The sequence below is a fragment of the Sulfitobacter sp. G5_S2_6_S6 genome (assembly GCF_054968505.1).
In genome coordinates, this window is sequence record NZ_JBQKUI010000011.1 from 1 (window position 1) to 26095 (window position 26095).

At 59.2% G+C, this 26095-nt stretch carries 23 protein-coding genes and 1 pseudogene; 19 read left to right on the forward strand and 5 right to left on the reverse strand.

What is annotated here, in order from left to right:
* Nucleotides 1–141 precede the first annotated feature (141 nt).
* The 9 genes from ACTRWK_RS15125 to lhpI all read left to right on the forward strand — a co-directional run bounded on the left by ACTRWK_RS15125 (nucleotide 142) and on the right by lhpI (nucleotide 10920).
* The gene (locus ACTRWK_RS15125; RefSeq protein ID WP_288960561.1) at nucleotides 142–720 is read left to right on the forward strand and encodes an ImuA family protein; all 579 of its coding nucleotides are present in this window, start codon (nucleotides 142–144) and stop codon (nucleotides 718–720) included.
* Nucleotides 671–2134 (forward strand): Y-family DNA polymerase, encoded by a 1464-nt coding sequence (locus ACTRWK_RS15130; protein ID WP_462844033.1) that lies wholly within the window; start codon nucleotides 671–673, stop codon nucleotides 2132–2134. The genes ACTRWK_RS15125 and ACTRWK_RS15130 overlap by 50 nt, the downstream gene beginning before the upstream one ends.
* Complete coding sequence (locus ACTRWK_RS15135; protein ID WP_289081873.1) at nucleotides 2131–5394, forward strand: error-prone DNA polymerase; 3264 nt, start codon at nucleotides 2131–2133, stop codon at nucleotides 5392–5394. Before ACTRWK_RS15130 ends, ACTRWK_RS15135 begins: the two co-directional genes overlap by 4 nt.
* 197 nt (nucleotides 5395–5591) lie before the next feature.
* On the forward strand, nucleotides 5592–6581 hold the full coding sequence (locus ACTRWK_RS15140; RefSeq protein ID WP_289081872.1) for a TRAP transporter substrate-binding protein: 990 nt from the start codon (nucleotides 5592–5594) through the stop codon (nucleotides 6579–6581).
* Between the two features lie 14 nt (nucleotides 6582–6595).
* Nucleotides 6596–6952 (forward strand): cupin domain-containing protein, encoded by a 357-nt coding sequence (locus ACTRWK_RS15145; protein ID WP_005848253.1) that lies wholly within the window; start codon nucleotides 6596–6598, stop codon nucleotides 6950–6952.
* A complete protein-coding gene (locus ACTRWK_RS15150; RefSeq protein WP_009824081.1) occupies nucleotides 6949–7422 on the forward strand; it encodes a TRAP transporter small permease in 474 nt (157 codons plus the stop codon). Before ACTRWK_RS15145 ends, ACTRWK_RS15150 begins: the two co-directional genes overlap by 4 nt.
* Nucleotides 7419–8702: a TRAP transporter large permease gene (locus tag ACTRWK_RS15155; protein ID WP_132998404.1), complete on the forward strand. Its 1284-nt coding sequence runs from the start codon at nucleotides 7419–7421 to the stop codon at nucleotides 8700–8702. Before ACTRWK_RS15150 ends, ACTRWK_RS15155 begins: the two co-directional genes overlap by 4 nt.
* Before the next feature lie 29 nt (nucleotides 8703–8731).
* Nucleotides 8732–9976, forward strand: coding sequence for a Zn-dependent hydrolase (locus ACTRWK_RS15160; RefSeq protein ID WP_462844034.1), 1245 nt, complete (start codon nucleotides 8732–8734; stop codon nucleotides 9974–9976).
* Entirely contained in the window at nucleotides 9973–10920 is a 948-nt protein-coding gene (gene lhpI / locus ACTRWK_RS15165) for a bifunctional Delta(1)-pyrroline-2-carboxylate/Delta(1)-piperideine-2-carboxylate reductase (protein WP_037942233.1), read from the forward strand. Before ACTRWK_RS15160 ends, lhpI begins: the two co-directional genes overlap by 4 nt.
* Here lhpI and ACTRWK_RS15170 read toward each other — a convergent pair.
* Nucleotides 10902–11834, reverse strand: coding sequence for a LysR family transcriptional regulator (locus tag ACTRWK_RS15170; protein ID WP_037953368.1), 933 nt, complete (start codon nucleotides 11832–11834; stop codon nucleotides 10902–10904). The two genes, lhpI and ACTRWK_RS15170, sit on opposite strands and share 19 nt — an antisense overlap.
* Nucleotides 11835–12001: 167 nt before the next feature.
* Here ACTRWK_RS15170 and ACTRWK_RS15175 point away from each other — a divergent pair, with 167 nt between their 5' ends.
* The 10 genes and pseudogenes from ACTRWK_RS15175 (at nucleotide 12002) to ACTRWK_RS15220 (ending at nucleotide 20079) form a co-directional block, all read left to right on the forward strand.
* A complete protein-coding gene (locus ACTRWK_RS15175; protein WP_289080862.1) occupies nucleotides 12002–12346 on the forward strand; it encodes a RidA family protein in 345 nt (114 codons plus the stop codon).
* 106 nt (nucleotides 12347–12452) lie between these two features.
* Nucleotides 12453–13067, forward strand: coding sequence for an RraA family protein (locus ACTRWK_RS15180; protein WP_289081871.1), 615 nt, complete (start codon nucleotides 12453–12455; stop codon nucleotides 13065–13067).
* 54 nt (nucleotides 13068–13121) lie between these two features.
* On the forward strand, nucleotides 13122–14654 hold the full coding sequence (locus ACTRWK_RS15185) for an ABC transporter substrate-binding protein (RefSeq protein ID WP_132998408.1): 1533 nt from the start codon (nucleotides 13122–13124) through the stop codon (nucleotides 14652–14654).
* A gap of 70 nt (nucleotides 14655–14724) precedes the next feature.
* On the forward strand, nucleotides 14725–15645 hold the full coding sequence (locus ACTRWK_RS15190; protein WP_037942226.1) for an ABC transporter permease: 921 nt from the start codon (nucleotides 14725–14727) through the stop codon (nucleotides 15643–15645).
* Nucleotides 15645–16517 carry an ABC transporter permease gene (locus ACTRWK_RS15195; RefSeq protein ID WP_037942224.1) on the forward strand — a complete coding sequence of 291 codons (873 nt, stop codon included), beginning with the start codon at nucleotides 15645–15647 and terminating at the stop codon, nucleotides 16515–16517. The genes ACTRWK_RS15190 and ACTRWK_RS15195 overlap by 1 nt, the downstream gene beginning before the upstream one ends.
* Nucleotides 16518–16522: 5 nt before the next feature.
* A complete protein-coding gene (locus ACTRWK_RS15200) occupies nucleotides 16523–17497 on the forward strand; it encodes an ABC transporter ATP-binding protein (protein ID WP_037942222.1) in 975 nt (324 codons plus the stop codon).
* Nucleotides 17494–18444, forward strand: a complete 951-nt coding sequence (locus ACTRWK_RS15205) for an oligopeptide/dipeptide ABC transporter ATP-binding protein (RefSeq protein ID WP_462844035.1) — start codon at nucleotides 17494–17496, stop codon at nucleotides 18442–18444. Before ACTRWK_RS15200 ends, ACTRWK_RS15205 begins: the two co-directional genes overlap by 4 nt.
* Nucleotides 18445–18584: 140 nt before the next feature.
* Nucleotides 18585–18824, forward strand: a pseudogene (locus ACTRWK_RS15210) (transposase); the annotation flags it as partial.
* 239 nt (nucleotides 18825–19063) lie between these two features.
* On the forward strand, nucleotides 19064–19534 hold the full coding sequence (locus ACTRWK_RS15215) for an IS110 family transposase (RefSeq protein WP_308811047.1): 471 nt from the start codon (nucleotides 19064–19066) through the stop codon (nucleotides 19532–19534).
* Nucleotides 19535–19818: 284 nt separating this feature from the next.
* On the forward strand, nucleotides 19819–20079 hold the full coding sequence (locus tag ACTRWK_RS15220; protein ID WP_235183713.1) for a hypothetical protein: 261 nt from the start codon (nucleotides 19819–19821) through the stop codon (nucleotides 20077–20079).
* A gap of 173 nt (nucleotides 20080–20252) precedes the next feature.
* On the opposite strand, the gene ACTRWK_RS15225 is transcribed toward ACTRWK_RS15220, so the two are convergent.
* From ACTRWK_RS15225 to ACTRWK_RS15240, 4 genes are all read right to left on the reverse strand, one after another.
* Nucleotides 20253–20846: a TetR/AcrR family transcriptional regulator gene (locus tag ACTRWK_RS15225; RefSeq protein ID WP_051843862.1), complete on the reverse strand. Its 594-nt coding sequence runs from the start codon at nucleotides 20844–20846 to the stop codon at nucleotides 20253–20255.
* Nucleotides 20847–20873: 27 nt separating this feature from the next.
* Nucleotides 20874–22613, reverse strand: coding sequence for an aldehyde dehydrogenase family protein (locus ACTRWK_RS15230; protein WP_037942216.1), 1740 nt, complete (start codon nucleotides 22611–22613; stop codon nucleotides 20874–20876).
* Nucleotides 22610–24232: a long-chain fatty acid--CoA ligase gene (locus ACTRWK_RS15235; protein WP_037942214.1), complete on the reverse strand. Its 1623-nt coding sequence runs from the start codon at nucleotides 24230–24232 to the stop codon at nucleotides 22610–22612. Before ACTRWK_RS15235 ends, ACTRWK_RS15230 begins: the two co-directional genes overlap by 4 nt.
* Nucleotides 24233–24308: 76 nt before the next feature.
* Nucleotides 24309–26036: a GMC family oxidoreductase gene (locus ACTRWK_RS15240; protein ID WP_462844036.1), complete on the reverse strand. Its 1728-nt coding sequence runs from the start codon at nucleotides 26034–26036 to the stop codon at nucleotides 24309–24311.
* Nucleotides 26037–26095: the final 59 nt, after the last annotated feature.

Consider the following 26095-nt stretch of genomic DNA (forward strand, 5'->3'; position numbering starts at 1 on the left):
AATAAAACAAAATACGATATAAATAACCCCGCATGCGGCGTATCGCCCAAGCGGGCGCTGGTCCCGGCTGGATGAAAGTTCAGTGGCGGGTCAAGATGTCTTCAATGTGCATCTTTTGTTCCGTCTTGTATGATCTGAACCATGGCCCACTTCGAATCTCACTTTCCGCTCAAGAATACCCGCACCCATGAGGTTTGCGGGGCGTCTGCCTATGCTTTTGCATATGCACTGGCCGGTCAGGTCTGTGGCGCGAATGGCGGGGCCGCGCTTTGGGTGCGTGAGGCATGGCACGGCACGCAGATCAATCCGGTGGGGGGCGCGGCTTATCTTGATCCGTCGCAACTGCTGATCGCGCAGGCACCGCGTCATATCGATGTGCTCGCCTCGACCGAGGAGGCGTTGCGGTCGGGGCATGTGGCAGTGGTGATCGCAGAACTCACACAGCCCATTGGGTTGACGGAAGGGCGGCGTTTGCAACTGGCTGCGCAAGAAGGCAACGCCACAGGGCTTTGCATTTTGCCCGAAGGGATGGGGAACAATGCCGCGCAGACCAGATGGCACTGCACCCCTGTTTTTGATGAGGGCAACACAGCCGAGGACTCGACTCTGCAAAATTGGAAACTTATAAAGAACAAATCAGGAACATTAGCGGCTTGGACTGTGAAGTGGAATGCGCAAACGCGTCGCATCAGTGTGGTTTCCCCGACTGCCCAGCGATAGGGTGCTGCGCGCGCGGACGCTTGAGGCCGCCAATAGCGATCGCCCTTTCGCGCTGGTCCAAAACGCGAAAAATACCGACCGCATCTACTGTTTGAACCAAGCGGCAGAGGCGCAGGGGTTGCATCGTGGCATGGGGTTGTCAGATGCCCGTGCCTATTGCCCCGAGCTTTACAGCGCAGCAGCCAATCCCCAAGAGGACGCGCGGTTTTTGCAATCACTTGCCCGGTGGAGCAAACGATACTGCCCTTGGGTGGGGGTGGATGGGAGGGATGGTTTGGTCCTGAACATCACCGGGTCAGTGCATCTGTTTGGCGGTGAGGCGGAAATGCTGGATGATATGCGTCACCGTCTTGCGCGTGCGGGGCTGAACGGGCGTATCGCGGCGGCCGATACCCGCGGGGCAGCTTGGGCGCGCACGCATTATGCCCGCAAGCCCGATGCGGATATCACTGCATTGCCCGTTGCTGCGCTGCGTCTTGACGAGAAAACTGACACGGCGTTGCAGCGGCTTGGCTTGCGAAAAATCTCGGACCTATTGGCTTTGCCCCGCATGACAATCGCGCGCCGTTTCGGGCCGAATGTCATGTTGCGCCTGGATCAGGCAATGGGCGCCCAGGACGAGACGATCACACCGATTGGCGAGGCACCACACTATGCTGTGCGTATGACATTGCCCGAGCCGATCGGGCTGAGCGCTGATGTGATGGCGGGCACGAAAAGGTTGCTGGATCAGCTTTGCGACAAGTTGAAACGTCAGGCCATGGGGGCACGGCGATTGCAGTTAACGATGCGGCGGGTGGATCAGGGCGCGCAGCAAATCGAACTGCGTCTCGCGGCACCAATGCGTGATGCAATGCGTATTTTGCCCCTATTTGACCGGGGGATCCGGACTGCGGATGCGGGCTTTGGCATCGACCAGTTACGGCTTGAAGCGACGCAGGTCGAAAACCTTGCCGACGCACAAATCACCGCGGCCACGGCTGCGCGCCCTGACGGGCTGGAGGATCTGATCACCCGTCTTGGTAACCGGATCGGGCTTGAAAACATTCAACGTTTTCTACCGGCAGACAGTCATATCCCCGAGCGGAGCTTTCAAATCGTACCAGCGGCCTACAGTACCGCCACGGGATCATGGTCCACTCTGCGGCCGCGCCCTTTGTGCCTGTTCCCGCCGGAACCTATCGCAGCCAGCGGGACACGGCCGCCCGCACAGTTTCGCTGGCGCCGGATGTCGCTGACCACGGGGCGGGCGACAGGGCCTGAACGTATCGCGCCTGAATGGTGGTTGCCAGATGACAACTGGCGGTCAGGTGTGCGGGATTATTGGAAAGTGGACACAACGCAGGGCCGGCGATTGTGGTTGTTTTATACGCCGCAAAACCCGAACTGGTTTGTGCAGGGTGAATTTCCATGAAGGCGCGAAACCCGTCTCTGGATCCCGGCTATGCGGAACTGTGTTGCACGTCTAACTTTACGTTCCTGCGGGGGGCATCCCACCCAGAGGAATTGGTCTCTCGGGCGGCCGAGTTGGGGCTGAACGCCTTGGCCATCACAGACCATAATTCACTGGCCGGGGTCGTTCGGGCCTATTCCGCTCTGAAAGAGCTTCGGCGCGAGTTGGGGGCTGATGCGCCCTTGCCAAGGCTTGTTATCGGGGCGCGGCTGATCTTGCGCGATAGCGATACCCATTGGGTCGCATTGCCCCACGATCGTGAAGCCTATGCGCGGTTGACGCGGTTATTGACCCTTGGCAAACGACGCGCCCCCAAAGGGGCCTGCTATCTGGACTTGCCTGATCTGGTTCAAGGCTGTGCGGGCATGAGCTTGATTGCCGTGCCGCAAGCGTCCCTAAAAGCCAGCCAGCCCGATATCGCGACGCTGAAAAAGCACTTTCCTGCGGATGTCTTTATCGGTGTGGCGCCGCGCTATGATGGCAGTGATCAACGCTATTTTGATGCCTGCGCCACCCTCGCGCATCGCACCGCAGCGCCGATGGTGGCCGTGGGGGATGTGTTGATGCACCACGGTGCGCGACGGCAGTTGGCTGATGTTCTGACCTGCCTGCGCCACAATATTACGATCGATCAAATCGGCACGCGTGCCTTACCCAACGCTGAAAAACGCCTAAAGCCCGAAGCTGACATGAAGCGCCTGTTCGCCCGTCACCCAGCGGCCTTGCGCCGCACGACACAGATCGCGGCCAGGTCCAGCTTTTGCCTGTCCGAACTCAGCTATGATTACCCGGACGAGATCGCAGACAATGAAACGCCCCAGGACCGTTTGGCGCGGTTGGCGTCCGAGGGGCTGAAGGTCCGCTATCCCAAGGGGGCACCTGCGCGGGCCATTGCGCAAATGGAAAAAGAACTGGCGTTGGTCAAGACGCTCGATTTTCCGGCCTATTTCCTCACGGTGCATGACATCGTTCAATTCGCGCGCTCCAAGGGGATCTTGTGCCAAGGGCGGGGGTCCGCGGCCAATTCGATCTTGTGCTATCTGTTGGGCATCACCGACGTCAGCCCCGAAACGATTACCATGGTGGTGGAACGCTTTGTGTCAGAACATCGCGGAGAGCCGCCGGATATCGACGTCGATTTCGAACATGAACGCCGCGAAGAGGTCATCCAGCATATCTACGCCAAATACGGCCGGCACCGCGCCGGGCTTTGCGCCACGGTGATCCATTTCCGCTCGCGCGCGGCGATCTCCGAGGTGGGCAAAGTTATGGGCTTGTCCAAGGATGTCACGGCCAATCTCTCCGGGCAAATCTGGGGCACCAGCAATGGCGGGCCGGACCCCGAGCGCGTTAAACAACTGGGGCTTGATCTATCGGACCCGCGTCTGGCGCTGACCATCAAGCTGATTGGTGAAATCATCGGGTTTCCGCGGCATCTGAGCCAGCATGTCGGCGGGTTTGTCATCACCAAGGGGCGATTGGATGAGCTTTGCCCTATTGAAAACGCCGCGATGGATGACCGCACGATCATCGAATGGGACAAGGATGATATCGACGCTCTGAATATCCTGAAGGTCGATATTCTGTCGCTTGGGATGCTCACCTGTATCCGCAAAAGCTTTGATCTGATTGCACAACATGGGGGCAAAAAATACAGCATCGCCAGCATACCCCAAGATGATGCGCACACCTATGACATGCTGTGCGTTGCGGATGCCATTGGTGTGTTTCAGGTGGAAAGCCGCGCGCAGATGAACTTTCTGCCGCGGATGAAGCCCCGTGAATTATATGATTTGGTGATCGAGGTGGCGATTGTGCGCCCCGGCCCCATCCAGGGCGGCATGGTACACCCCTATATCAATCGCAGGCAGGGGAACGAAGCCGTGGTTTTCCCCTCGAAAGAGCTGGAAGACGTGCTGGGCAAAACGCTTGGCGTGCCATTGTTCCAGGAACAAGCCATGCAGATCGCTGTGGTCGCAGCCGGGTTCCTGCCAAGCGAGGCAGACCAGCTGCGCCGGTCTATGGCGACCTTCAGGCGGATGGGGACGATTGGCCAACTTCGCGATAAATTCATCAATGGCATGTTGGCGCGGGGCTATGAAAAAGCTTTCGCCGAGAATTGCTTTTCCCAGATCGAGGGCTTTGGCGAATACGGTTTCCCTGAAAGCCATGCCGCTGCTTTTGCAATGCTTGCCTATGTATCGGCCTGGCTGAAATGCCACCATCCGGCAGCCTTTGCCTGCGGGTTGCTGAATGCGCAGCCTATGGGGTTTTATGCGCCGGCCCAGATCGTGCGCGATGCCCGCGAGCATCACATCGAAGTGCGCCCCGTCTGCGTCAACACAAGCGAATGGGACAACACGCTTGAAAAGCGCAGCGACGGGGCGCTGGCTTTGCGATTGGGGTTTCGCCAGATCAAAGGCTTTCGTGAAGAGGATGCAGGGTGGATCGTTGCCGCGCGTGGCAATGGCTACCCCGATCCCGAAGCTTTGTGGTTAAGGGCAGGGCTTTCGCCCGCGGTTCTGGAACGTTTGGCCGAAGCCGACGCCTATGCAGGGCTTGGCTTGGGACGACGCGACGCCTTGTGGGCGGTAAAAGCGATCAAAGGCAACGCGCCCTTGCCGTTGTTCAATGATAAGATCGAGGGCGAGGGCATTGCCGAACAGCCCGTCACCTTGCCCGCCATGCATTTAGGGCAGGAAGTGGTCGAGGATTACGTGGCCATGCGCCTGTCGCTGAAAGCCCACCCGATGGAACTGTTGCGCCCGGCCATGACGGGGCTGACAGCTCATGACGCGCTGCCCGAGGTGCCTTTGGGGCCTATGGCACAAAGGCCCATTTCTGTCTGCGGTCTGGTGATCACGCGGCAACGGCCCGGTACGGCGTCGGGTGTCGTTTTCCTGACGCTTGAGGATGAAACAGGTGTGTCAAATGTGGTGGTCTGGAAAAAGGTCTATGCACAATTCCGCCGCGCGGTGATGACGGGGCGCTTGCTGCGCATCACCGGCCATGTACAACGCGAAGGTATCGTGGTGCATGTGATTGCGCATAGCATCGAAGACGTGTCGCACTATCTCAGCCGTCTCGGCCACCCGATGGATGATGCGGTAGGCATCACGCAACCCCAAGCCGACGACGCACCAAGATCCCGCACCCAACCCCGTGCCATGCACCCCCGCGATCAGGCCAAGCGCTTGTTTCCAAGCAGGGATTTCCACTAATCGTACGCTCAGCAGGGCGACCCATGAGCGGGTGCGCATGATGTGTGCAAGCCTTCACGCCGCGCGAAAGTGCAGCCCTGTGGTCAGACCGTTGAGCATTCAAGAAAGCTTTTTCAATTATAGGCCCAGCCTATTTGCGTAGAAACGGCGATCCGTATTTCTTCTGTTCCAAATAATGCACAACAGGAGAGTCCAAAATGAAATCCCCCACCACATTGATCAAAGGCGGCCTGCTGGCGGCCAGCCTTATGGCCTTTGCGCCGCTTGCGGCCCTGGCTGATGACGTGTCGATCCGTCTGGGCCACGTTCTGCCGGAAAGCCACAGCTGGCACGTTGCCGCCACTGGTTTCGCCGAAGAGGTCAACAGCCGCACAGAAGGTCGCGTTTCGATCAAGGTCTTCCCCTCCGGCCAGCTTGGCAGCGAAAAGGAAGTGATCGAGGGGCTGCAATTTGGGTCGGTGCAGGCCGGTCTGATCGGTTCCGGGTCGTTCCAGGGGATTGAGCCGCGCATGGGCATCATCGAGATGCCCTATGCCTGGGGCGCGCGGGATCAGGCCTTTGCCGCGCTTGATGGCGATCTGGGCGTTGCGCTGGCCGATATGCTTGATGGCAAGGGGATCAAGGTTCTGGGCTGGTGGGAAAACGGTTTCCGCAACATCACCAACAACGTCCGCCCCGTTGAAAAGCCCGAAGACCTCGCCGGTCTGAAAATCCGTGTCACGCCCGACAAAGTGCGCTTGGCAACATTCGAAGGTCTGGGGGCAGAACCGGCCCCCCTTTCGTTTGGTGAGCTATACTCCGCGCTGCAACAGGGGCTGTTTGATGCGCAGGAAAACCCACTGGCGATCATCTATTCCGCGTCCTTCTTCGAAGTGCAGAAATACGTCTCGCTGTCTGAACACATCTGGGGCGCTGCCACGCTGACCATGTCGAAATCTGTTTGGGACAAGATCTCTCCCGAGGATCAGACCATCGTCATGGAAGCCGCCACATCCTGGGGCCTGAAACAGCGCGACATGGTTGCCGCCGCCAATGACAAGCTGATCGCCCAACTGGAAGCAGAAGGCATGCAGTTCAACGAGGTCGACAAAGCCGCCTTTATCGAAGCGGTCGAACCGATTTGGGAAAGCCAGAAGGACGTATATGGCGAAGAGCTTCTGACCATCCTGGACCAGTACCGCAAATGACTTTGCGGCCTGAAATGACACAAGTTGCATCGGTCGAGCCGGTGCAACTTTACGACTTCACACAAAAGGTGCTGTTTTCCCCCGCTCAACGCGGCGAGGGCTTTATCAAGCTTTCGGTGACCACCGGTAAGAAAGGCGCGAAGTCTACCGCGCACAGCCATCCCCGCGACGAGGTGACGCTGACGCTGAAGGGCGAGGCGATCCTGCGGGCAGGGGGCGAGGAATACCACATGACCGAAGGCACCGCCATGCGCCTGCCACCGGGGCTTGACCACACGGTCGAGGTAATTTCGGACGAATGGGTCGTCGTCGCGGCCTATTGTGACGAATGCATGCTCTGCCGCGGCCCAGAAGGATTTTTGAAACCATGACTTTCGGTAACGGGTCGCTGCGGGCGGCCATTCTTATCGACCGCGCGGCCCGCTGGGTTGGTGCGGCGCTGGTGGCGGGGTTTGCGGCGATGGTCGTCTATGTCGTGATCTCGCGCTACCTGTTCTCCTCCACCCCTCGCTGGGCCGAGGAATTACCCCGCATGGCGCTGGTCTGGCTGACCTTTGTGGGGGCCATTTCGGGCTTTGTACGTGGCACGCATTTCCGTGCGGGGTTGCTTGACCTGGTGACCATGCCCGCACCGCTGCGCCGGGTTTTTGCCGTTCTGGCATGGCTGGCGAGCTTTGTTTTTCTTGCGGTGTTCATCTGGACCGGCTGGAAACTGACCCAGATCACATGGGCGCATCAGACCACCGCGCTGTCGTTGCCGGTGGGGCTTTTTTACCTTTCACTCCCCGTTTGCTGCGGCGTGGCACTGCTGGGCCTGATCCTGAAAGGGGGCCGCACATGAGCCTCGCGCTTGCTTTGCTTCTTGTCGTCTTCGTCCTCTTGGTGCTGCTGGATGCGCCCATTGCCGTGGCGCTTGGTCTGTCGTCGATGTTCTATTTGCTGATCGCCGACGCCGCGCCCCTGATCGTTGTGGCGCAGCGCGCGGTGGCGGGGATCAACAGTTTCACACTGCTGGCGATTCCGCTGTTCCTGCTGGCGGGTCTGCTGATGGTCCACGGCGGGCTTGCACCGCGGATCATCGCGCTGTGTTCGGCCCTTATCGGGCGGCGCACCGGCGGGTTGGCGATGGTGATGATCATCGCCTGTATGATGTTCGGGTCGCTTTCCGGCTCCGGCGTGGCAGACGTGGTGGCCATTGGCACGATGATGCTGCCCGCGATGAAAGATCAGGGCTATGCCCCCGGATTTTCGGCCTCTGCCTTGGGCTGTGCTGGTTCGCTTGGTACCGTCATCCCGCCCTCGATCGTGCTGATTGTCTACGGCACCGCCACCAACAGTTCGATCGGCCAGCTTTTCGTGGCTGCGATCATCCCCGGCATCCTGCTGGGTCTCGGCCTCATGCTGGTGGCGTGGTGGATTTCGCGCCGCAACGGATGGCAAGGCGGAGAGCCGTTTTCCTGGGGTGAGCTGGGACGTGCCGCCAAGGGCTCGATCCTGGCGATGCTGGCACCGATCATCATTGTGGGTGGTATTCGCCTTGGCATCTTCACCCCGACCGAAGCTGCGGGCATCGGCGTGGCCTACGCGCTTTTCATCGGCATTTTCGTCTATCGCGCGCTGTCACTTTCCACCCTGATGCGACTGTTGCGGGAAACCACCGAGATGACAGGGGTGATCCTGCTGGTGATCGCTTCGGCCTCGGTCTTTGGCTGGATTCTCGCGGCCGAGCAAGTGCCGCAGATGGCGGTCAACGGTATCACGCAGGCCACGCAAAGCGGCACTGTCGCCTTGTTGATGATGATGGCGGTCCTGTTGATCCTTGGCACTTTCATGGAAAGCATCGCGATCATTCTGATCCTTGCGCCGGTGTTCCTGCCGATCCTTGGCCACTACGGCATCGATCCGGTTTACTTCGGCATCCTGTTGACCATCAACCTCGCCATTGGGGCCAATACGCCCCCGTTGGGGATCGACCTCATGGCCGCCTGTCGGGTTGGTGAAATCCCGCTTAGCGCGTCGTTCAAATACTTGATCCCGTTCCTTGGCGTGATGGTCGGCGTGCTGCTGCTTCTCGTCCTCTTCCCCGCACTGATTACCGAACTTCCGGGCATCCTGTTTTGATCCCGGCCCTCGAAAGAAAGAAGGTTTCCATGTCGATTACCCCCGATACCCGTGTCGATCTTGACCGTTTCTGGTCCACCATCGAAGCCTCCGGCGAGATCGGTAAAGGCCGCCCCGGCGGGCTGTCGCGCCTGACGCTTGGCGATGCCGACCGGGACATGCGCGATCTGTTCCGGTACTGGTGTGAAGAGGCCGGTTTGACTGTTGAAGTGGATGCCGCCGGCAATATCTTTGGCCGTCGCGACGGCAGCGACAACGATCTGCCGCCGATCCTGATTGGCAGTCACCTTGACACCCAGATCAATGGCGGGCGGTTCGATGGGATCGCCGGCGTGCTGGCCGGGCTCGAGGTGATCCGCTGCCTGAACGATGCGGGCCATGTCACGAAACGCCCCGTCGTCGTCGTCGACTGGACCAACGAGGAAGGCGCGCGGTTCTCTCCTCCGATGGTCGCCTCGGGCTGTTTCGTTGGGAAATATGACATCGACTGGGTGCATGATCTGATCGGCGATGATGGCGCGCGCTTCGGTGATGAGCTTGAGCGGATCGGCTATAACGGCGAACGCGTTTGCAAGGCCGGCGAGATCGACGCTTATTTCGAGCTGCATATTGAACAAGGGCCGATCCTTGACGCCGAGAAGCGGCAGGTCGGCATTGTCACCGGCGGCTATCCGGTGCGCGGGATGCGGGCGTCGTTCAAGGGGCAGACCTCGCACACCGGACCAACGCCGATGGACCTGCGCAAGAACGCGCTGGCGGCGGGGGCGCGCTGGCTGACCGCGGTGGATGACATCGGCTGGGATTTTGCAGTGCATGACGGCAAGGCCACCGCCGCGCGGTTGACTGCTTGGCCCAACAAGCCGGGGATCCTGTCCGACACAGCCGAAGCCGTTTGTGACGTGCGCCACCCCGATCCCATCACCACCCGCGCCATGGCCGAAAAGATGCGCCGGGCCCTGTTCGAATCCGCCGCACGGTGTGGGTGTGAGGCCGTGATCGAGGATGAATGGGAATGGGGCGGCGACATCTTTGACCACGAGATGATCGACGGCATCCGCGACGAGGCTATCCGCATGGGCTTCAACTGGCGTGATATCGAAAGCCAGGCAGGTCACGACGCCTATTTCCTTGCCACCCATTGCCCGACAGCGATGATCTTTACCCCTTGTGAAAACGGCATCACCCACAACAACGAAGAAAACTGCACACCAGAGGATTTCGTCGCCGGGCTAAATATTCTGCTGCATGCCGTCGTCAAACGGGCGGATCGATGAGCGCATTGATCGGACACGAGGCGCTTGAAACCGCGCTGGATTGGCCCGATCTGATCGGCCAGTTGCGCGAGTGGTATCGCGGCAAGGCGGTGCAGGCACCGGACCGGCAGGTTCTGACGATTGAGCAGCCGGACGGCACCGAGGCATCTTTGCTGATCATGCCCGCCTGGGTTCCCGGTGAAAGCATTGGCGTCAAGGTGGTGACCTTCTTTCCCGAAAACGCTGCCAAGGGCCGCCCGACGATCAATGCAGGCTACCTGCTGTTCGATGGGGAAACCGGGCAAATGCAGGCCGCGCTGGATGGTGATACACTGACCGCGCGGCGCACGGCGGCGGCGTCGGCACTGGCGGCGGATCTACTGGCGCGCAAGGATGCGCGTGATTTATTGATCGTCGGTACGGGGCAGCTTTCCCTCGCCGTCGCAGCGGCACATTGCGCGGTGCGGGGCTACACCTCGGTTTCAATCTGGGGGCGCAGCGGTGACAAGGCTGCGGCGATTGCCACAGCGCTTGCGGAGCAGGGCCTGCCCGCTCGGGCCGTAGACGACCTTGAAACAGCGTGTCGCGCGGCGGATGTGATCAGCACGGTCACGGCCTCGACCAGGCCCATCATTCAGGGGGACTGGCTCAAACACGGCAGCCACCTTGACCTGATTGGCGCATTTAAGGGCGACATGCGAGAAAGCGACGATCAGGCGATCCTGCAGGCCGAGGTTTTTGTCGATCTGCGGGCAGGGGCATCGCTTGCGGGGGATCTGTCGCAGCCATTGGAAGCGGGGCAGATCACGCCAGAGCATATTCGCGCCGACCTAGCGGAATTGTGTCAGGGTGGCCATCCCGGCCGCAGCGATGACGGTGCCCGCACCGTTTTCAAATCCGCGGGCATGGCGCTTCAGGATCTGGCAGCGGCGACGATGGCAAGCGATCACACCATATTGGGGTAAATCGCCAGCAGCTCCTGCGCGATATCCACAAATTTCTGCTCCGAGGGAGATAGCTTTTCTCTCGGGGCGTGCACCAGATAGACGTCGGCCCCAATCGTTTCATCTGTGATCTTGATGGGCCACAGGTCGCCGCGCCTGATGTCGTCCTGCGCGGCCATGAGGGGCAGGATGCCAATGCCCATGCCGGCCACGATCATTCTTCGGACCTCTTCGATGTTGGTGCTTAGCCCGTTGATGCGATTGCCAAGCCGTGTGCCTTCGCGCAGGACCGACATCGGCTCCAGCCCCATGCCTTCGGTGGCGCAGGCAAAGCTGATAAAGGGCTCGCGCTGAAGATCGCGGAGCGCGACGCTTTCCTGCCCGAACAGCGGATGCTCGGCCCCACAGAAGACACAGAACTCTTCGCGAAACAGACGAATCGAGGGCAGGTTGACCAAGGGTGCGGCCAATAGGCAGAACCCGATCGTGCCACGCCCCTGCTGGATCGAGCGCACGATCGCCTGACTGTTCTGGACCTCACTTTGGAAGGCCACGGAAGGGTATCGCTGATGATAAAGCCGCAGCAATTCGTCCATCATCGGTGACATCAGATTGCTGATAATCTGATAGCGGACCTGCCCGCGTTCCTCTTCTTCGGCGTCGCGGACCAAAAGATTGATCCGTTCGGCACTGTGGAAAATTTCGCGGCATTCCTGAAAAATCTTGTCGCCACGCGTTGTCAGTTCGAAGTGGCGGCTGTCGCGAAAGACAAGCTGGCACCCCAGTTGCGCTTCGAGCTTTTGCAACGCATTGCTCACCGAAGGCTGGCTTAGGCCTAGCCGTTTTGCGGCCTTCGTGATGCTTTCCTCCTTCGCAATCATGTAAAACATGCGCAGAAGGTTCCAGTTCAGATCGGATTGCGGCAAAGCGTTCATGCGGATGATTCGTTTCTTGCTTGGGTCTGAGTAGAGTTTCCTATTTTTCATCCCCTATCACATAGTCAACGCGAATGCCTAAAATTGACTGTGACTATGGTGTGCAACTGTGCGCCTGGGGCAGGTTCGGCTAAGCTTGCCACTCATTTCATCAGAAAGCACAAAACATGACCATCACTCGTTTGCACCCCGGCCCCCGCATGAGCCAGGCCGTCGTTCACAACAACACCGTTTACCTTGCCGGTCAGGTCGGCACCGCGGGCGCCGATGTCGCGACCCAGACCCAAGATTGTCTGGACGCGATCGACCGCCTGCTGGCAGAGGCAGGCAGCGATAAATCCAAGCTGCTGCAGGTCACCATCTGGCTTGCTGACATGGCCGATTTCCAGGATATGAACGCCGTCTATGATGCGTGGATTGATCCTGCCAACCCGGCGGCGCGCGCTTGTGGTGAGGCCAAGTTGGCGACACCGGACTACAAGGTAGAATTTATCGTGACCGCCGCGATCTAATCGCCGCTTTCTAGCCGGAGATTATGCGAGCCATAATCTCCGGCTATTTGACCCTGCCGCTCTCCCGTCGCCATCCTTTCTTACACATCAGGCGACAGGACAGGGCATGACATTTCAAATCGACCTTTCGGACATCGAAACAGCGACGCTGGGGCATTTTCTTGAATCCGGTTTCATGTCCCCCGCGCTGCAGGGGCTGTTGCCGCAACGAACTGTTTTTGGCCCCGCGCTGACCGTGCGCATGCTTGGCGATGATGGCGCGATGCTGACCGAGGCGCTGTCCGCTGCACAACCCGGACAGGTCATCGTTATCGACCGTTGTGGTGATCTGCGCCATGCCTGTTGGGGGGCAGTCACGACCGCTGCTGCCAAGGCACGCGGCGTGGTGGGGGCGGTGATCGACGGCTTTGTCACCGACCGCTCCGCCATAGAGCAAGAAGACTTTCCAGTCTGGTGCCGTGGACGGTCCCCCATCACGACCAAGCCGCGTGGGCTTGGCGGCGACTTCAACGTGACCGTGGGGTGCGGCGGCGTCTCAGTCCGGCCCGGCGACATTATTCTGGCCGACGAAAACGGGGTTGCCGTGCTGGACAAAGATCAGGCTGAAACCCACGCCGCGCGCGCCCGAAAAATGCAGGCGGACGAGATTACAATCCTCGAACGGCTACGTGCTGGCGAAACACTGGCTGACATAACGCGGGGCGCAAAGCTGCCCGCATAGAACCGGATAACCGGCGCAAAACACCTTTCCTTCACTCAACCGACAGAGAGATCCATGACACAGACATTCTCCATAAAGGGCCTCACTACATTGGCCGTCCTTGCTGCCAGCACAGCGCTGACACTGGGCACACCCGCAGTCGCCGACAAGGCGTCCAATACGCTCAACGTCGCTTTCGCCGCCGAGCCAGAGCCGCTGGATACCTATAAAATCGCCGGTCGTCAGGGCCTGATCCTCGCGCGGCACATCTATGATGGGTTGCTCTACAAGAACCTCGACACCGGAGAGATCGTCCCCGCGCTGGCGGAATCCTGGGAATTTACCGGCCCGCTGACGATGGAGTTCACCCTGCGCCAAGGGGTCAAATTCCACAACGGCGCCGATTTCACCGCTGATGACGTGGTTGAAACGCTCAACACCGTGATCACCCCGGAATACGGCACCCGCTATTCGATCTCGGTCGACTGGATCGACAGTGTCGAGAAGCTGGATGACTATAAAGTCCGCATTAATATGTCCAAGCCCTTTGCCGGTGCGGTAGAGATGCTGGCGGATGCACTGCCGATCTATCCGCACGCCTTCTTTGCGGAAAACGGCTCTGCGGGTATGGCAGCGACCCCGATCGGCACCGGCCCCTACAAGCTGGTGAGCCAGGAGCCGGGCATCCGCTACGAGATGGAGCGCTTTGAGGATCACTATGAAGGCAGCCCTAAATCCGGTGCCACCATCGACAAGATCTCTGTGCGCACCATACCCGAGATGAACACACAATACGCCGAACTGATGTCGGGGTCGCTGGACTGGATCTGGCGTATTCCGCCGGATCAGGCGTCGCGTCTTGAAGGCCGTGTGCAGATCATCAGCGCGCCGATCATGCGCATCGGCTATGTCGGTTTCGCCCCCGAGGCGATGGATGGCGACACGCCGATTGCAGACAAACGTGTGCGTCAGGCGCTTATCCACGCCACAAACCGCGGCGCGATTGTCGACGCTTTCGCAGGCGGCGCGTCCGAGGTTCTCAACACCCCATGCAACCCGGCGCAATTCGGCTGTGAACAGGATGTCACCGCCTATGAATACGACCCGGAGAAAGCCAAGGCGCTGCTGGCGGAAGCCGGATATGAGGACGGTTTCAAGATGGAGATGGTCTTTGCCGCCATGCCGCGCCCGACTGCCGAAGCCGTGGCCGCCGATCTTGCCAATGTCGGCGTGACGCTTGAACTGAACGAACAACAGTACGCGTCGGGCATCGGCAAGTGGCGCGCCAAGGAGCTGCCGGCGTTCTTCTCGAACTGGGGCAGCTATGGCATCGGCGACACCGCATTCATCCTGTCGAATTTCTTTGGCGGCGGCGCGGATGACCTTGTGCAAGACGCCGAACTGGCAACCTGGCTGACCGAGGCTGATACGTCATCGGACCGCGATGTGCGCGCCAAGAACTACTCTATGGCCGTCAAGAAGATTGCAGAGGAAGCCTATTGGATGCCGATGTATAACTTCAACGTTAACTATGGCCTGTCCAACGACCTGAATTTCACGCCGCACCCGGATGAGTTCGCCCGTTGGTGGGGTGCCAGCTGGAAGTAAGCTGACCCTGTCAACGTCACGGGCCGGACAGTCCTCTCCCCGCTGTCCGGCCCCCATAACGGAAAGACCTATGCTCTCTTTCATCTCTAAACGTCTGCTTGTGGCGCTCTTGGTCTGTCTGACCGTGTCCGCGCTGAGCTTTGGCTTGATGTTCGTGTCGGGCGACCCTGCGATTGCCATCGCGGGCGCGGGTGGCCGTGCCGAGGATGCCGAAGCGATCCGGCAGGCCTATGGCTTTGACCGACCCTTGGTTGTGCAATACCTGGACTGGATCGGCAGCGCCTTGACCGGAAATCTGGGGCAGAGCATCTATTTCAATGTGCCGGTGACAGAGATCATCGGCAACCGTGCCGGCGTCACACTGGCGCTCGGCTTCATCTCGTTCCTCGTCGCTTTGGTGGTCGCCGTGCCTTTGGGAGTCGCCGCGGCGCTCAGACCGAACGGCTGGATCGACCGCCTTGCGCTGGTGATCGCCGTGTCCGGACAGGCAATCCCGAGCTTCTGGTTGGGGTTGATGGCTATCGTGGTCTTTGGGGTCTGGCATGGCTGGGTCCCCATTTCAGGCGCTGACACATGGCAGGGATACATCCTGCCCGTGATCGTGCTGAGCTACTACGCTATCCCCGAACTCATGCGCATCACACGCTCGGGCATGATCGACGTGCTGGCCACGGATTACGTCCGGGCGGCCAAGGCCAAGGGCCTGCCGATGCATCTTGTGATTTCGCGCCATGCCTTGCGCAATGCGGTGCTGCCGCTTGTATCACTGGCAGCGGTTCAACTGGGCCAGCTTCTATCCGGCTCCATCGTGATCGAAAGCGTCTTTGCGCTGAACGGTCTGGGACGGCTGGCGTGGGAATCTCTTCTGCGCAGCGACCTGCCGGTGGTGCAGGCGATCATCCTGATCCTGTCGCTGCTTTACGTGCTGCTGACCATGCTGGCCGATATTCTGAACGCGGTGCTGGATCCGCGCCTAAGGGGGGGCTCCTGATGTCCGACGTCACTATCGAAACGGCCCGCCCGTCTGTCTGGCGAAAGATGCGCGGCAATACCGGTGCGTTGATCGGGGGCACGCTTTTGGCAGTTATCATCCTGATCGCTTTGCTTGCGCCGCTGCTGGCCCCGCATGACCCAATCGCGCAGGATTTGAGCCGCCGACTGCTGCCGCCCTTCTGGCATGATCGCGCGGTGCCGGAACACCTGCTCGGGACCGATCACCTTGGGCGCGATTACCTATCTCGGATGATCTACGGCGCGCGGGTGTCGCTGGGGGTCGGGCTTGGGGTGATCCTTGTGTCCGGTGCCATCGGGATCACGCTTGGCCTGATCGCGGGCTATTTCGGGGGCTGGATCGATATGGTTATCAGCTTCGCCATCACGACACGGCTATCACTGCCCATCGTGCTGGTCGCACTGGCGGCGGTGGCACTGGGCGGCGCGTCGCTGACCACGCTGATCACCGTTCTGGGGCTGCTTCTGTGGGACCGGTTCGCGGTGGTAACGCGCGCCGCCGCTCAAAGCTTGCGACATCAGGAATTCATCATGGGCCTGCGATCCATCGGCGCGAGCCGCATGCGCATCCTGTTTCTCGAAATCTTACCCAATATGCGCGCCACGATCCTTGTCGTCGTCTCGCTTGAGGTCGCAAACGTCATCCTGCTCGAGGCGGCACTGTCCTTCCTTGGGTTGGGGGTGCGCCCGCCGACGCCAAGCTGGGGGCTGATGATCTCGGAAGGACGCGACAATATCCTCTTTGATCCATGGTTGATCGCACTGCCCGGATCGGCGCTCTGCCTGCTGGTGCTGGCGGTGAACCTGTTCGGCGATGGTATGCGCGATATAACAGGGCCTGCACGAAAGTGACTGAAATGATGCTTGATATTCGAAACCTGAAGGTGTCGATCCCCACCGACCGAGGCATGTTGAACGCGGTTCGGGGTGTCGACCTGCAAATCGCTGAAGGAGAGACCCTCTGCCTTGTCGGCGAGTCGGGTTGTGGCAAGTCGCTCACCGCGACGTCTATCATGGGGCTGCTGCCGCGCTACGCTAAGGTCACGAGTGACCGGTTCGACATGGCAGGGCAGGATCTGACGACCAAGACCGATGCCAAGCTGGCGAAGCTGCGCGGCCGCGATGTGGCGATGATCTTTCAAGACCCGACCAGCGCGCTAAATCCGACGCTTACCATCGGACGGCAGTTGACCGAGGGCGTCATGCGCCACGAAAACTTGACCCGAAAAGAGGCTGACGCCCGCGCAATCGAGATGCTTGACCGGGTGGGGATCGCCAATCCGGCGGCACGGCTGACGCAATATCCGCACGGGTTCTCTGGTGGGCAACGCCAGCGCATCATGATCGCCTCGGCGCTGATGGGACGACCCAAGCTTTTGATCGCGGACGAGCCGACGACGGCGCTGGATGTGACCATTCAGGCGCAGATCCTGACGCTTCTGGGGCAATTGCAGGCCGATCTTGGTCTGTCACTCTTGCTGATTACCCATGATCTGGGCGTGGTGGCGGCTATCGCGAACGATGTTGCGGTGATGTATGCAGGGCGCATTGTCGAACGCGCGCCCGCCGCCGATCTTTTTGCTACGCCGCGCCACCCCTATACCAAAGGGCTGCTTGCCGCGATCCCGGTGCCGGGTGTCACCGAACGGGGCAGCGCATTGCCCGCCATTCCGGGGCGCGTCCCGGGGTTGATCGGCACGATGGCGGGCTGCGCCTTTCGCGACCGCTGCGCCATTGCCGGACCTGAATGCGCTGTCGATCCAGTGCCGCGCATAAGCGCCGGGGGGGCGCAGTTCATTGAATGCGCCAAGGCATCACAGGTGGCCGCATGACCGCAGCGACGCCGATGATCCGCATGACCGATATCCGCAAAACCTACCGCCTGCGCCGTGGCATGTTCGCCCCGACCGAAGAATTGGTGGCCGTGAATGACCTGTCGCTCGAGGTCGCCGAAGGCGAAACGCTTGGCCTTGTCGGTGAATCCGGTTGCGGCAAGAGCACAGCGGTCAGCATCATGCTGGGCTTGTTGCAGCCCGATCGCGGTGAGGTCGAGATCGCGGGCCAGAAGATCGACACCATGCCCGTGGCGGACCGTGTGCGGTTGATCCAGCCCGTGTTTCAGAACCCCAATGCCGCGCTTAACCCGGTTAAACGTATCCAGACGCTGGTTGGCCAGCCGCTGCGACTGCATGGCGGCACGCATGTCGATGCAGAGGTCAAGCGGATGCTTGATCTGGTCGGGCTGCCATCACGGCTCGCCGATGCCTATCCCGGGGAGCTTTCTGGCGGGCAAAGGCAGCGGGTCGCCATCGGGCGTGCGCTGATCCTCGCACCGCGTGTCTTGATCTGTGACGAGCCGACCTCGGCGCTTGATGTCTCGGTGCAGGCGCAGATCATTAACCTGTTGCTATCGCTGAAGAAAGAACTGGGCCTTACCATGGTTTTTGTCAGCCACAATCTTGCGGTGGTCGAACATTTGGCCGACCACGTGGCTGTTATGTACCTCGGGCAGAAGATTGAAGAAGCCGCGACAGATGCGCTCTTCGAGGATGCCAGCCACCCCTACACCCGGGCACTGCTTGCCGCGACCCTGCTGCCAGACCCAGAGACGGGACTGCCTGAACAAAAGCTTGGCGCAGCAGCGGCGGACCCCTTTGCAGCGCGTCAGGGCTGTCATTTTGCGCCGCGCTGCCCTGAGATGAGGCAGAGCTGTACCGAGGGCCCGCAAAAGCTACGGAAACTGCGCGAAAGCTTGGTCAGATGCGAAAGAGCGGTGTGACCACCGCCTTTTCTCAAAGCTGCAAGACGCGGTACGTAGCCAAAAGTCGTTGCGCCTTTGCTTCTAAGGGCGCGACGATATTGAATAGCTCCTAGATTTGTAGACGCTTTCTTCCCTAACTTTGAGGCAAGGAGGCCGTTATGGGGAAGCCAAATTTCAGTGAAGATTTCAAGCGCGATGCCGTCCATCAGATACCAGTGCGGGGGTATGCCGTTCGCGAGGTTTCGGAGCGGTTGGGCGTCAGTACATATTCGCTCTACAAATGGATGAAGCTCTACGCAAAAGCTGCGTCACAGACATCATCTGTTGACCATGAAGCTGAGAACCGCAGGCTCAAGCGTGAGTTGGCGCGGATGACGGAGGAGCGTGACATCCTAAAAAACCGTTCAGGGTTGGGGCCCGCCTGCGCGCGGTAGAAACAGCCTGTGCTATCGTTGCTCTATGAAGGGCAGCGGCCGTTCGCTTATTGGTGGTCTGTCTTGGGTCAGAACCCCGTTAAAAAACGTGGTCCATGGGTTGATGCGAACTTGAGAGTGGTGACGCTGTTTTGCAGTGATCCCGGTTAGGAAGATGACAGATCTGCATAGCCCACGCCCTTCTGTAGCCAACAGGAGGATAGATGATGGCAAAGCAAAAGACCTGCAAGGCCCCAGCAATTGAGACTGTGAACGTCGGAGCTGCGGCAGTTGATATCGGTTCGCGTGAACACATGGCGGCCGTCAATCCGGATGTGACAGATACGGCAGTGCGTGCCTTCGGCACCTTCACCCATGACCTGCATGACCTTGCGGATTGGTTTAAGTCGCACGGGGTGACCAGCGTCGCGATGGAATCCACGGGCGTGTATTGGATCCCAGCCTACGAGATACTCGAACAGCATAGCTTCGAGGTTATACTGGTCAACGCCCGCTGCGCCAAGAACGTCCCAGGTCGGAAGACGGACGTCAGCGACGCAAGTTGGCTGCGGCAGTTGCATTCATATGGGCTCCTGCGGGGCAGCTTTCGACCAACGGCTGAGATTGCGACGTTACGCGCGTATCTGCGCCAACGAGAACGGCTGGTGGAATATGCAGCCGCGCACATCCATTGACCGGCAGGGTATCGCATAGCGATGTCCCGAGAGGGGAGCACATGCAGAAGGCTCTGATGGAGATGAACTTGCAGCTGCATCATGTGGTCTCTGATATCGCCGGCGTTACGGGGATGAAGATCATCCGTGCGATTGTTGGGTAATCCCCCATTAAAAATGGGGGGATTACCGTCCGAGGCGTCGCGCAACGTACTGTTCGACCAGATGGCATACTATCTTGCGCAGCACCGGGTCGAGTTCGACAAGGATGTTGAAAAAGCGGTTTCCGCGCCAAAGAAGGCGGCATGAAGATTTTCGAACCTGATCAGGCTCTGACGGAAGCGCTGGCGGAATCTGTGACCGCGGACGAGGCCGTGCTGATCGAGAACGCCAAGAGCCGCGGTATTGAGAACCCCGAAGCGCTGCTGGCAGAATACAAGCGCATCGTTGATCGCTGGGCCGAGCTGCTGGCGGATGTGGACCACGGCGATACCGATGCATTGGCAGCATTGGCCAAAGCAGAGATCTACGACAAGTTGGACCGCGCAAACTACGGTATGAACTAACCCACATATACTATGTACAGTCCCAGGGTGCTGCCAAAGCGCCTCGGGGTTCCTACCGCCCTGCGACCTCATAGCGTTTTGATCAAAACGCTACCAGCAATGTAGACTGTCATTCGACAGCGCGCAAATGATCAGAAGACTGTTTGCAGCACATGATGCAGACGCAGGTGGGGTTACCCGGCAGCGGCTTTGAGCACCTCGGTCATTTCCCCCAACTCACGCGGGCGACCAGAAACGCTCAACTGCAGCAAATATCGAAAAGCGCCGTCGAAACGCAGATATAGAAGTTCCTTGGTTTTGCGCTCAGAGGCTATCGGATTCATCATCTCGATCAGCTGTTCTTCAATCTCGTCAACGACGGGAACGAAAGCTTGGTCAAATAGCGCTTGGTTTCGAATGTCGTACCAAAGCCGATGAAGCTCGGCTTCGGTACTGATCGTTTCTGCCAAAGCAGTACAGAACGCTGTCTTGATGCGATCTGGGTTGGAAATACCACTGACAGATGCAGAAATTGTTCTAGCAAACTCGCTTTTGTACTGTCGCACACAGTAGATCAGAAGCTCGTCCTTATCCTCAAAATAGTAGTGCAGACTGCCAAGCGACATTTCTGATTGCGACGCAATATCACGCAGGGTCGTACGGGCATAACCATAAAGCTTAAGCGCGCTGATCGCACTTTGCGCAATCTCGCGTTTGCGGTTCTCACGCTTGCGGGCCTTATTCGCTTTTCGGTCCGCAAGCCTACCTGTTTGGGTCATGTCGTTCATCGGGCACTCACATTTGTCCCTGCCGACCTAGCCCAAAAGGGCGTGAAAGAAAATACGCGGCAGCTTGAACCAGCTGGGTTTGTGCTGAAACCGGGTCAGCAAACGACCGATATGATGCTGACGCTTGTTTGACACAAACCAGGGCGGACGGGGCAGCAGGCTCATCCCGCCGGATAGCAGATTGCGCGGGAAGGGGCGGAACGGGGCCTCGATCACCGTGCGTTCAACGTTTTCAAGCATGAAGGTATTGTGGACGGTGCCCACACCAGACTGGACGTTTTGCAAGGTTGCGCCAGCAAAGCCGCCCCAGGGACAGGCAGTCACCAGAAAGGCAAGGCCGGACCATGCATTGATCGCAATCGCGCCATAGCGGAATTCGGCGATGATCTCTTCGAACCGTTTACGGCCCATGGCGCGGATCGTGGCAGGGTGGATGATGATATTGCCGCCCAATGTGCCATAGAGCGTGTCATTCGCCCATTTAATCGCTTCGATCAGATAGGTTTCGGCATCTTGTGCCTCGATGTGCATGACACCAAGCGCAGATGTGAAGACTTCGGTCTGGGCCAGCCAATCGCTATCACCCTCGGCCATATCGGCAAGATAAAGCGGAGCCACATCCGCCCCGCGATCCAGCATTTGCGGGTTTTCGGCGTGATCGACAAAAGCCTGTTGGCGATCTTCGGCACCGGGGTAGTAAGCGGCCCGTTTGGTGTATTTGGCCATCACATCGGCGACATTCCCCATCAACTCGGCTGTCTTATCCCAGCCTTTGGGCAAAATAAGGCTCTGCACCGCGACACAGTTAAAGCCACCGTTATGCAGTTTCATGGTGGCGATGTTCTCCGCTTGAAAGCGCAAGTCCGCCTTGGTCCACGGGCCTGGTACGACGATAGTGGGGCAAACGGCACCAAGCTCGGATGTCATGTGTCGGGTGTTTTTCGGCGTGTTGGCGGCCTTGTTCTTCTCGCCTTCCTCGCCTGGCCCCCAGACGATCAGATCATGGGTGGCGCGCGCACCGGTGATGTGGATTTCCTCCACCAGCGGATGCGTCGTAAGATAGGCCCCCGCCAGACCATCGCCACGATGGATACGTAGTGCGTCGCGGTCGATCAGCGGCTTCAGGGCGGCCTGCAAAGGTTCGGTCAGGTAGTCGTTGACGGGGTTCATTTTAAGCAAGACCACCTGGTTTTCCAGAAAGAGCTTCTGGAAAGCATCCAGCGGCGTGATCGCGGCGATATTGCCGGCGCCCAGAACCAGCGCGACCTTGCCAAGGCGTTGGTCTGCCGGAATATCATAGGCTGATGCAGCGTTGTTCTTGAGGTTGGCCGGAGTCACGCCTTTTTGCATCCAGACATCCGCACGCACGCCTGAAATCAGCAGCCGATCCCAGATCGAATGTGGCACAACGCGCACGGCGGTTTGGCCGCTTGGCAGGCTGCGTTTCTTTAGCCCGTCCAGAAAGGTTTTGCCTTCCATCTGCGACAGCGTATCGATCAGACCGTTGCAGCAGGACATGACGGCATAGGGGCCCGATGTCCATTCCTCCCCCAAGAGAGGGGAGCCTTGCGGGATGCCCTTGGCCTTACCCGCCGCATCGACCCATTCGTCGGCGACGCGCATCAGATTGTCTTTGACTGCCTGCAGAACCGCGATGCGGTCGTCCAGCGAGGTGCGCGCCCAACGGTCTTTCGCCGCGTCTAGGGCTTTTAGGTCGGCGTCATAGGCTGCTTGCAGATCGGGGGTGAAGTTACTTTGATGTTTCATGCGGCTCCCTCCAGAAGGACGTTCGCGTAGGTCTCGCGTAGTTTGAGTTTCACCACTTTGCCCGTGGCACCTAGGGGCAGTTCATCGACAAAGATCACCCGATCCGGCACCTGCCAGCTGGCGACTTTGCCGTCGTAGATTTTCAGAAGCTCCGCTTCGGAGACGTCACCGGATTTGACCGCGATCAGGATCGGACGCTCGTCCCATTTAGGGTGATGGGCAGCGATGGCGGCGGCATTTGCGATCGCCGGGTGACCGATTGCGATGTTTTCAAGCTCGACCGTAGAGATCCATTCGCCGCCGGATTTGATGATGTCTTTTGAACGGTCTCGGATCACCATGAAACCATCCGCGTCAATCGTGGCGACATCGCCAGTGTCGAACCACCCATCGGGGGTCAGCGCCGAGTCTTCTTTGTTAAAATAGCTGTGGACTACCCAAGGACCGCGCACCTGCAGGTCGCCCTGTGTTGCCCCGTCTTCGGGCAGTACATTACCGGACTCATCTACCAGCCGGATTTCTATCCCGTAAACAGAGCGGCCCTGGCCCACGCGAATGTTGGTTTGCGCTTCGGTCGACAGACCCTCGTGGCGCTGCAGCAGACGGTTGACCGTCGCGAGGGGGCTGGTCTCTGTCATGCCCCACGCTTGAATCAATTCAACATCATATTTGTCACGGAACGCCGTATACATCGACGGTGGCATCGGTGCGCCACCGACAATGGTGCGGGTCAGGCTTGGCAGTTTAGAGCCGGATTTCTCCAACGCTGCTAATAGCCCCATCCAAATTGTGGGCACGCCAAAGGCAGCAGTCACGTGTTGGGTGTCGATCAGGTTGGTCAGGCTGTCCCCATCCAGCCCCGGACCCGGCAGCACCAGTTTTGCACCAGCCGACGCCGCAGTATAGGGCACGCCCCACGCATTGACGTGGAACATTGGCACAACCGGCATCACCGTATCACAGGCCGAGATCGCAAGCCCGTCGGGCTGGTTGCCCACGAGCGCATGAAGCAAGGTCGACCGATGGGAATAAAGCACGCCTTTCGGGTTTCCCGTGGTTCCGGATGTGTAGCAAAGCGAAGAGGGCTGGCGTTCATCGAGTTCGGGCCAGACAAAATCCGGGTCTCCGTCTGCGATCAATTCATCATAGAATTGCAGCCCGTCAAGCATCTGGGCCGCCTCGTCGTCCCGTGGTCCCAGCAGAACGTAGTGCTCGACCGTATCAAACCGGTCCTTCAAGTTTGCCACAGCGGGCAGGAAGGTTCGGTCAAAGAACATCACCCGATCTTGCGCGTCATTGGCAATATAAACCATCTGGTCGGGATGCAGACGCGGATTGAGGGTATGGCAGACGAAGCCTGCACCCGAACTGCCAAAGTAAATCTCGAGGTGCCGCCGGTTATTCCATGCGATGGTGCCGCACCGGGTTTGCTGCGGCAGGCCCAGTTTGGTCAGTACCGAACCCAAGCGCCGCGCATTATTGCCAACCTCTTGCCAGCTTGTGACGTCTACTGCGCCTGAAGTTTCAACCGAGACAATTTCGGTGCGCCCGTGGCAGCGGGCTGCGTGATCGATAAGGGAAGAGATCAGCAACTGCTGGTCCATCATTTTGCCAAGCATAAAGTGGCTCCGTAATTTTAAGACGATATGGGGGCTCGCGACCTCGGTTGCCCGAGGTCGCGAGGGGTAAGCCAAGTTAGGCCCGGATTAGATCAGAGCACTTTTCGCCAATCATGATGGCGGCGGCGTTCGTGTTGCCATTGACGATCGTCGGCATGATAGACGCATCCGCGACGCGCAGCGCGTCGATCCCATGAACCTTTAGATCGGCACCGACCACAGCCATGTCATCGGACCCCATTTTACAGGTGCCCACAGGGTGATAGATCGTCTGGATATTGGCCCGCAAATAGGCTCGAATTTCGTCATCGGTTTGGACATCCACCCCCGGAAAGCGCTCTTCGCCACGGAAATCATCCAGCGCAGGGGAGCTCATGATCTTACGCGCGATCTTGACCCCCTCGACCAGAATTTCCAGATCTTGAGCTTCGGCAAGCGCATTCGGGTTGATCAGCGGCGCATCCTCTGGGTTGGCTGACGCGAGCGTGATTTCACCCACTGACTTCGTACCAACGAGGCTTGGCATGATGGTAAAGCCTTCGCTGTCCGTTGGATTGCCAGCACCGTCCGAGATGAACCAGGTCGGGGCAAAATGAAACTGTAGATCAGGGGCAGGGGCGTCCGGCATAACCGTCAGATATCCGCCTGCTTCGCCAATATTCGACGTGAGCATTCCCATGCCCTTGGCGAGCAGTTCGGCCTGCTCAGGCTCAGTCGCATGGGCGAGGGTTACGGGTTGCGTGCAGACATGGGCAACCGGTGCCATCAGGTGTTCCTGAAGGTTCTGACCAACACCGGGGAGGTCATGAACCACCTCGATCCCCAGCTCTGTCAGGGCGCTGCGTGATCCAATGCCCGACAGCATCAAAATCTGGGGTGAGCCGATCGATCCTGCCGACAGGATGACTTCAGCCTCCGCCATGACCTCATGCATCTCGTCACCTGCTTTAAAGCGCACACCGACGCAGCGGCCATTTTCGACAAGGAGCTTGTGCACATGGGCTTCGGCCTGAATCGCGAGATTGTCGCGCGTAAGGGCAGGGTGCAAGAAAGCGACGGCCGTCGAATTTCGCATCCCGTCTTTTTGCGTGACCTGATACAGGCCGAACCCTTCCTGCTCTGTGCCCGCATTGAAATCGGGCTGCGCTGGATAGCCCGCCTCTACAGCGGCATCGACCATCGCGAGCGTCACTGGGTTAGGGTCGCGCAGGTCCGCTACGTTCAGCGGGCCACCTGTGCCGTGATGATCATCGGCACCGCGTTCGTTATTTTCCGACCGCTTGAACAGCGGCAAGACATCTGCGTGGCTCCAGCCGGGGTTTTCTGCCCCCCAAGCATCATAGCAGACCGGATTGCCCCGCTTGTAGATCATCGCATTGATCGAGCTTGACCCTCCAAAAACTTTTCCTCGGGGCATATACAGCTGAATATCGGCGGAATGCTTTTGTGGCGTGCTGCGGTAAGCCCAGTCTAGCGGGGTCTGAAATAGATTGGGAAAGGCAGCAGGAATGTGGATAAACTGGTTTTCATCCGCAGGCCCTGCTTCAAGCACGAGCACGTTCTTGTCCGGGTCCTCCGACAGGCGCGCCGCAAGGGCACAACCCGCAGAGCCGGCACCGATAATGATGTAATCATATTTTTCGGCTGCTTGCGCCTTGGCATGGCTGGCCCCTAGTGCAAGAGGTGCCGCAGCGGCCACCCCGAGTGCTGCGCTCTTGCGCATAAAGTCACGCCGCGAAATACGGCCTGCGTCAAATTCCTGTGCAACGGCTGCGTATCTTGTCTGGTTCTTTTCGCTGTTCATGATCGACTCCTCCCAAGTCATTTTTATCAAGGACTGCCCCTCCACTGGCGACCCTTGAT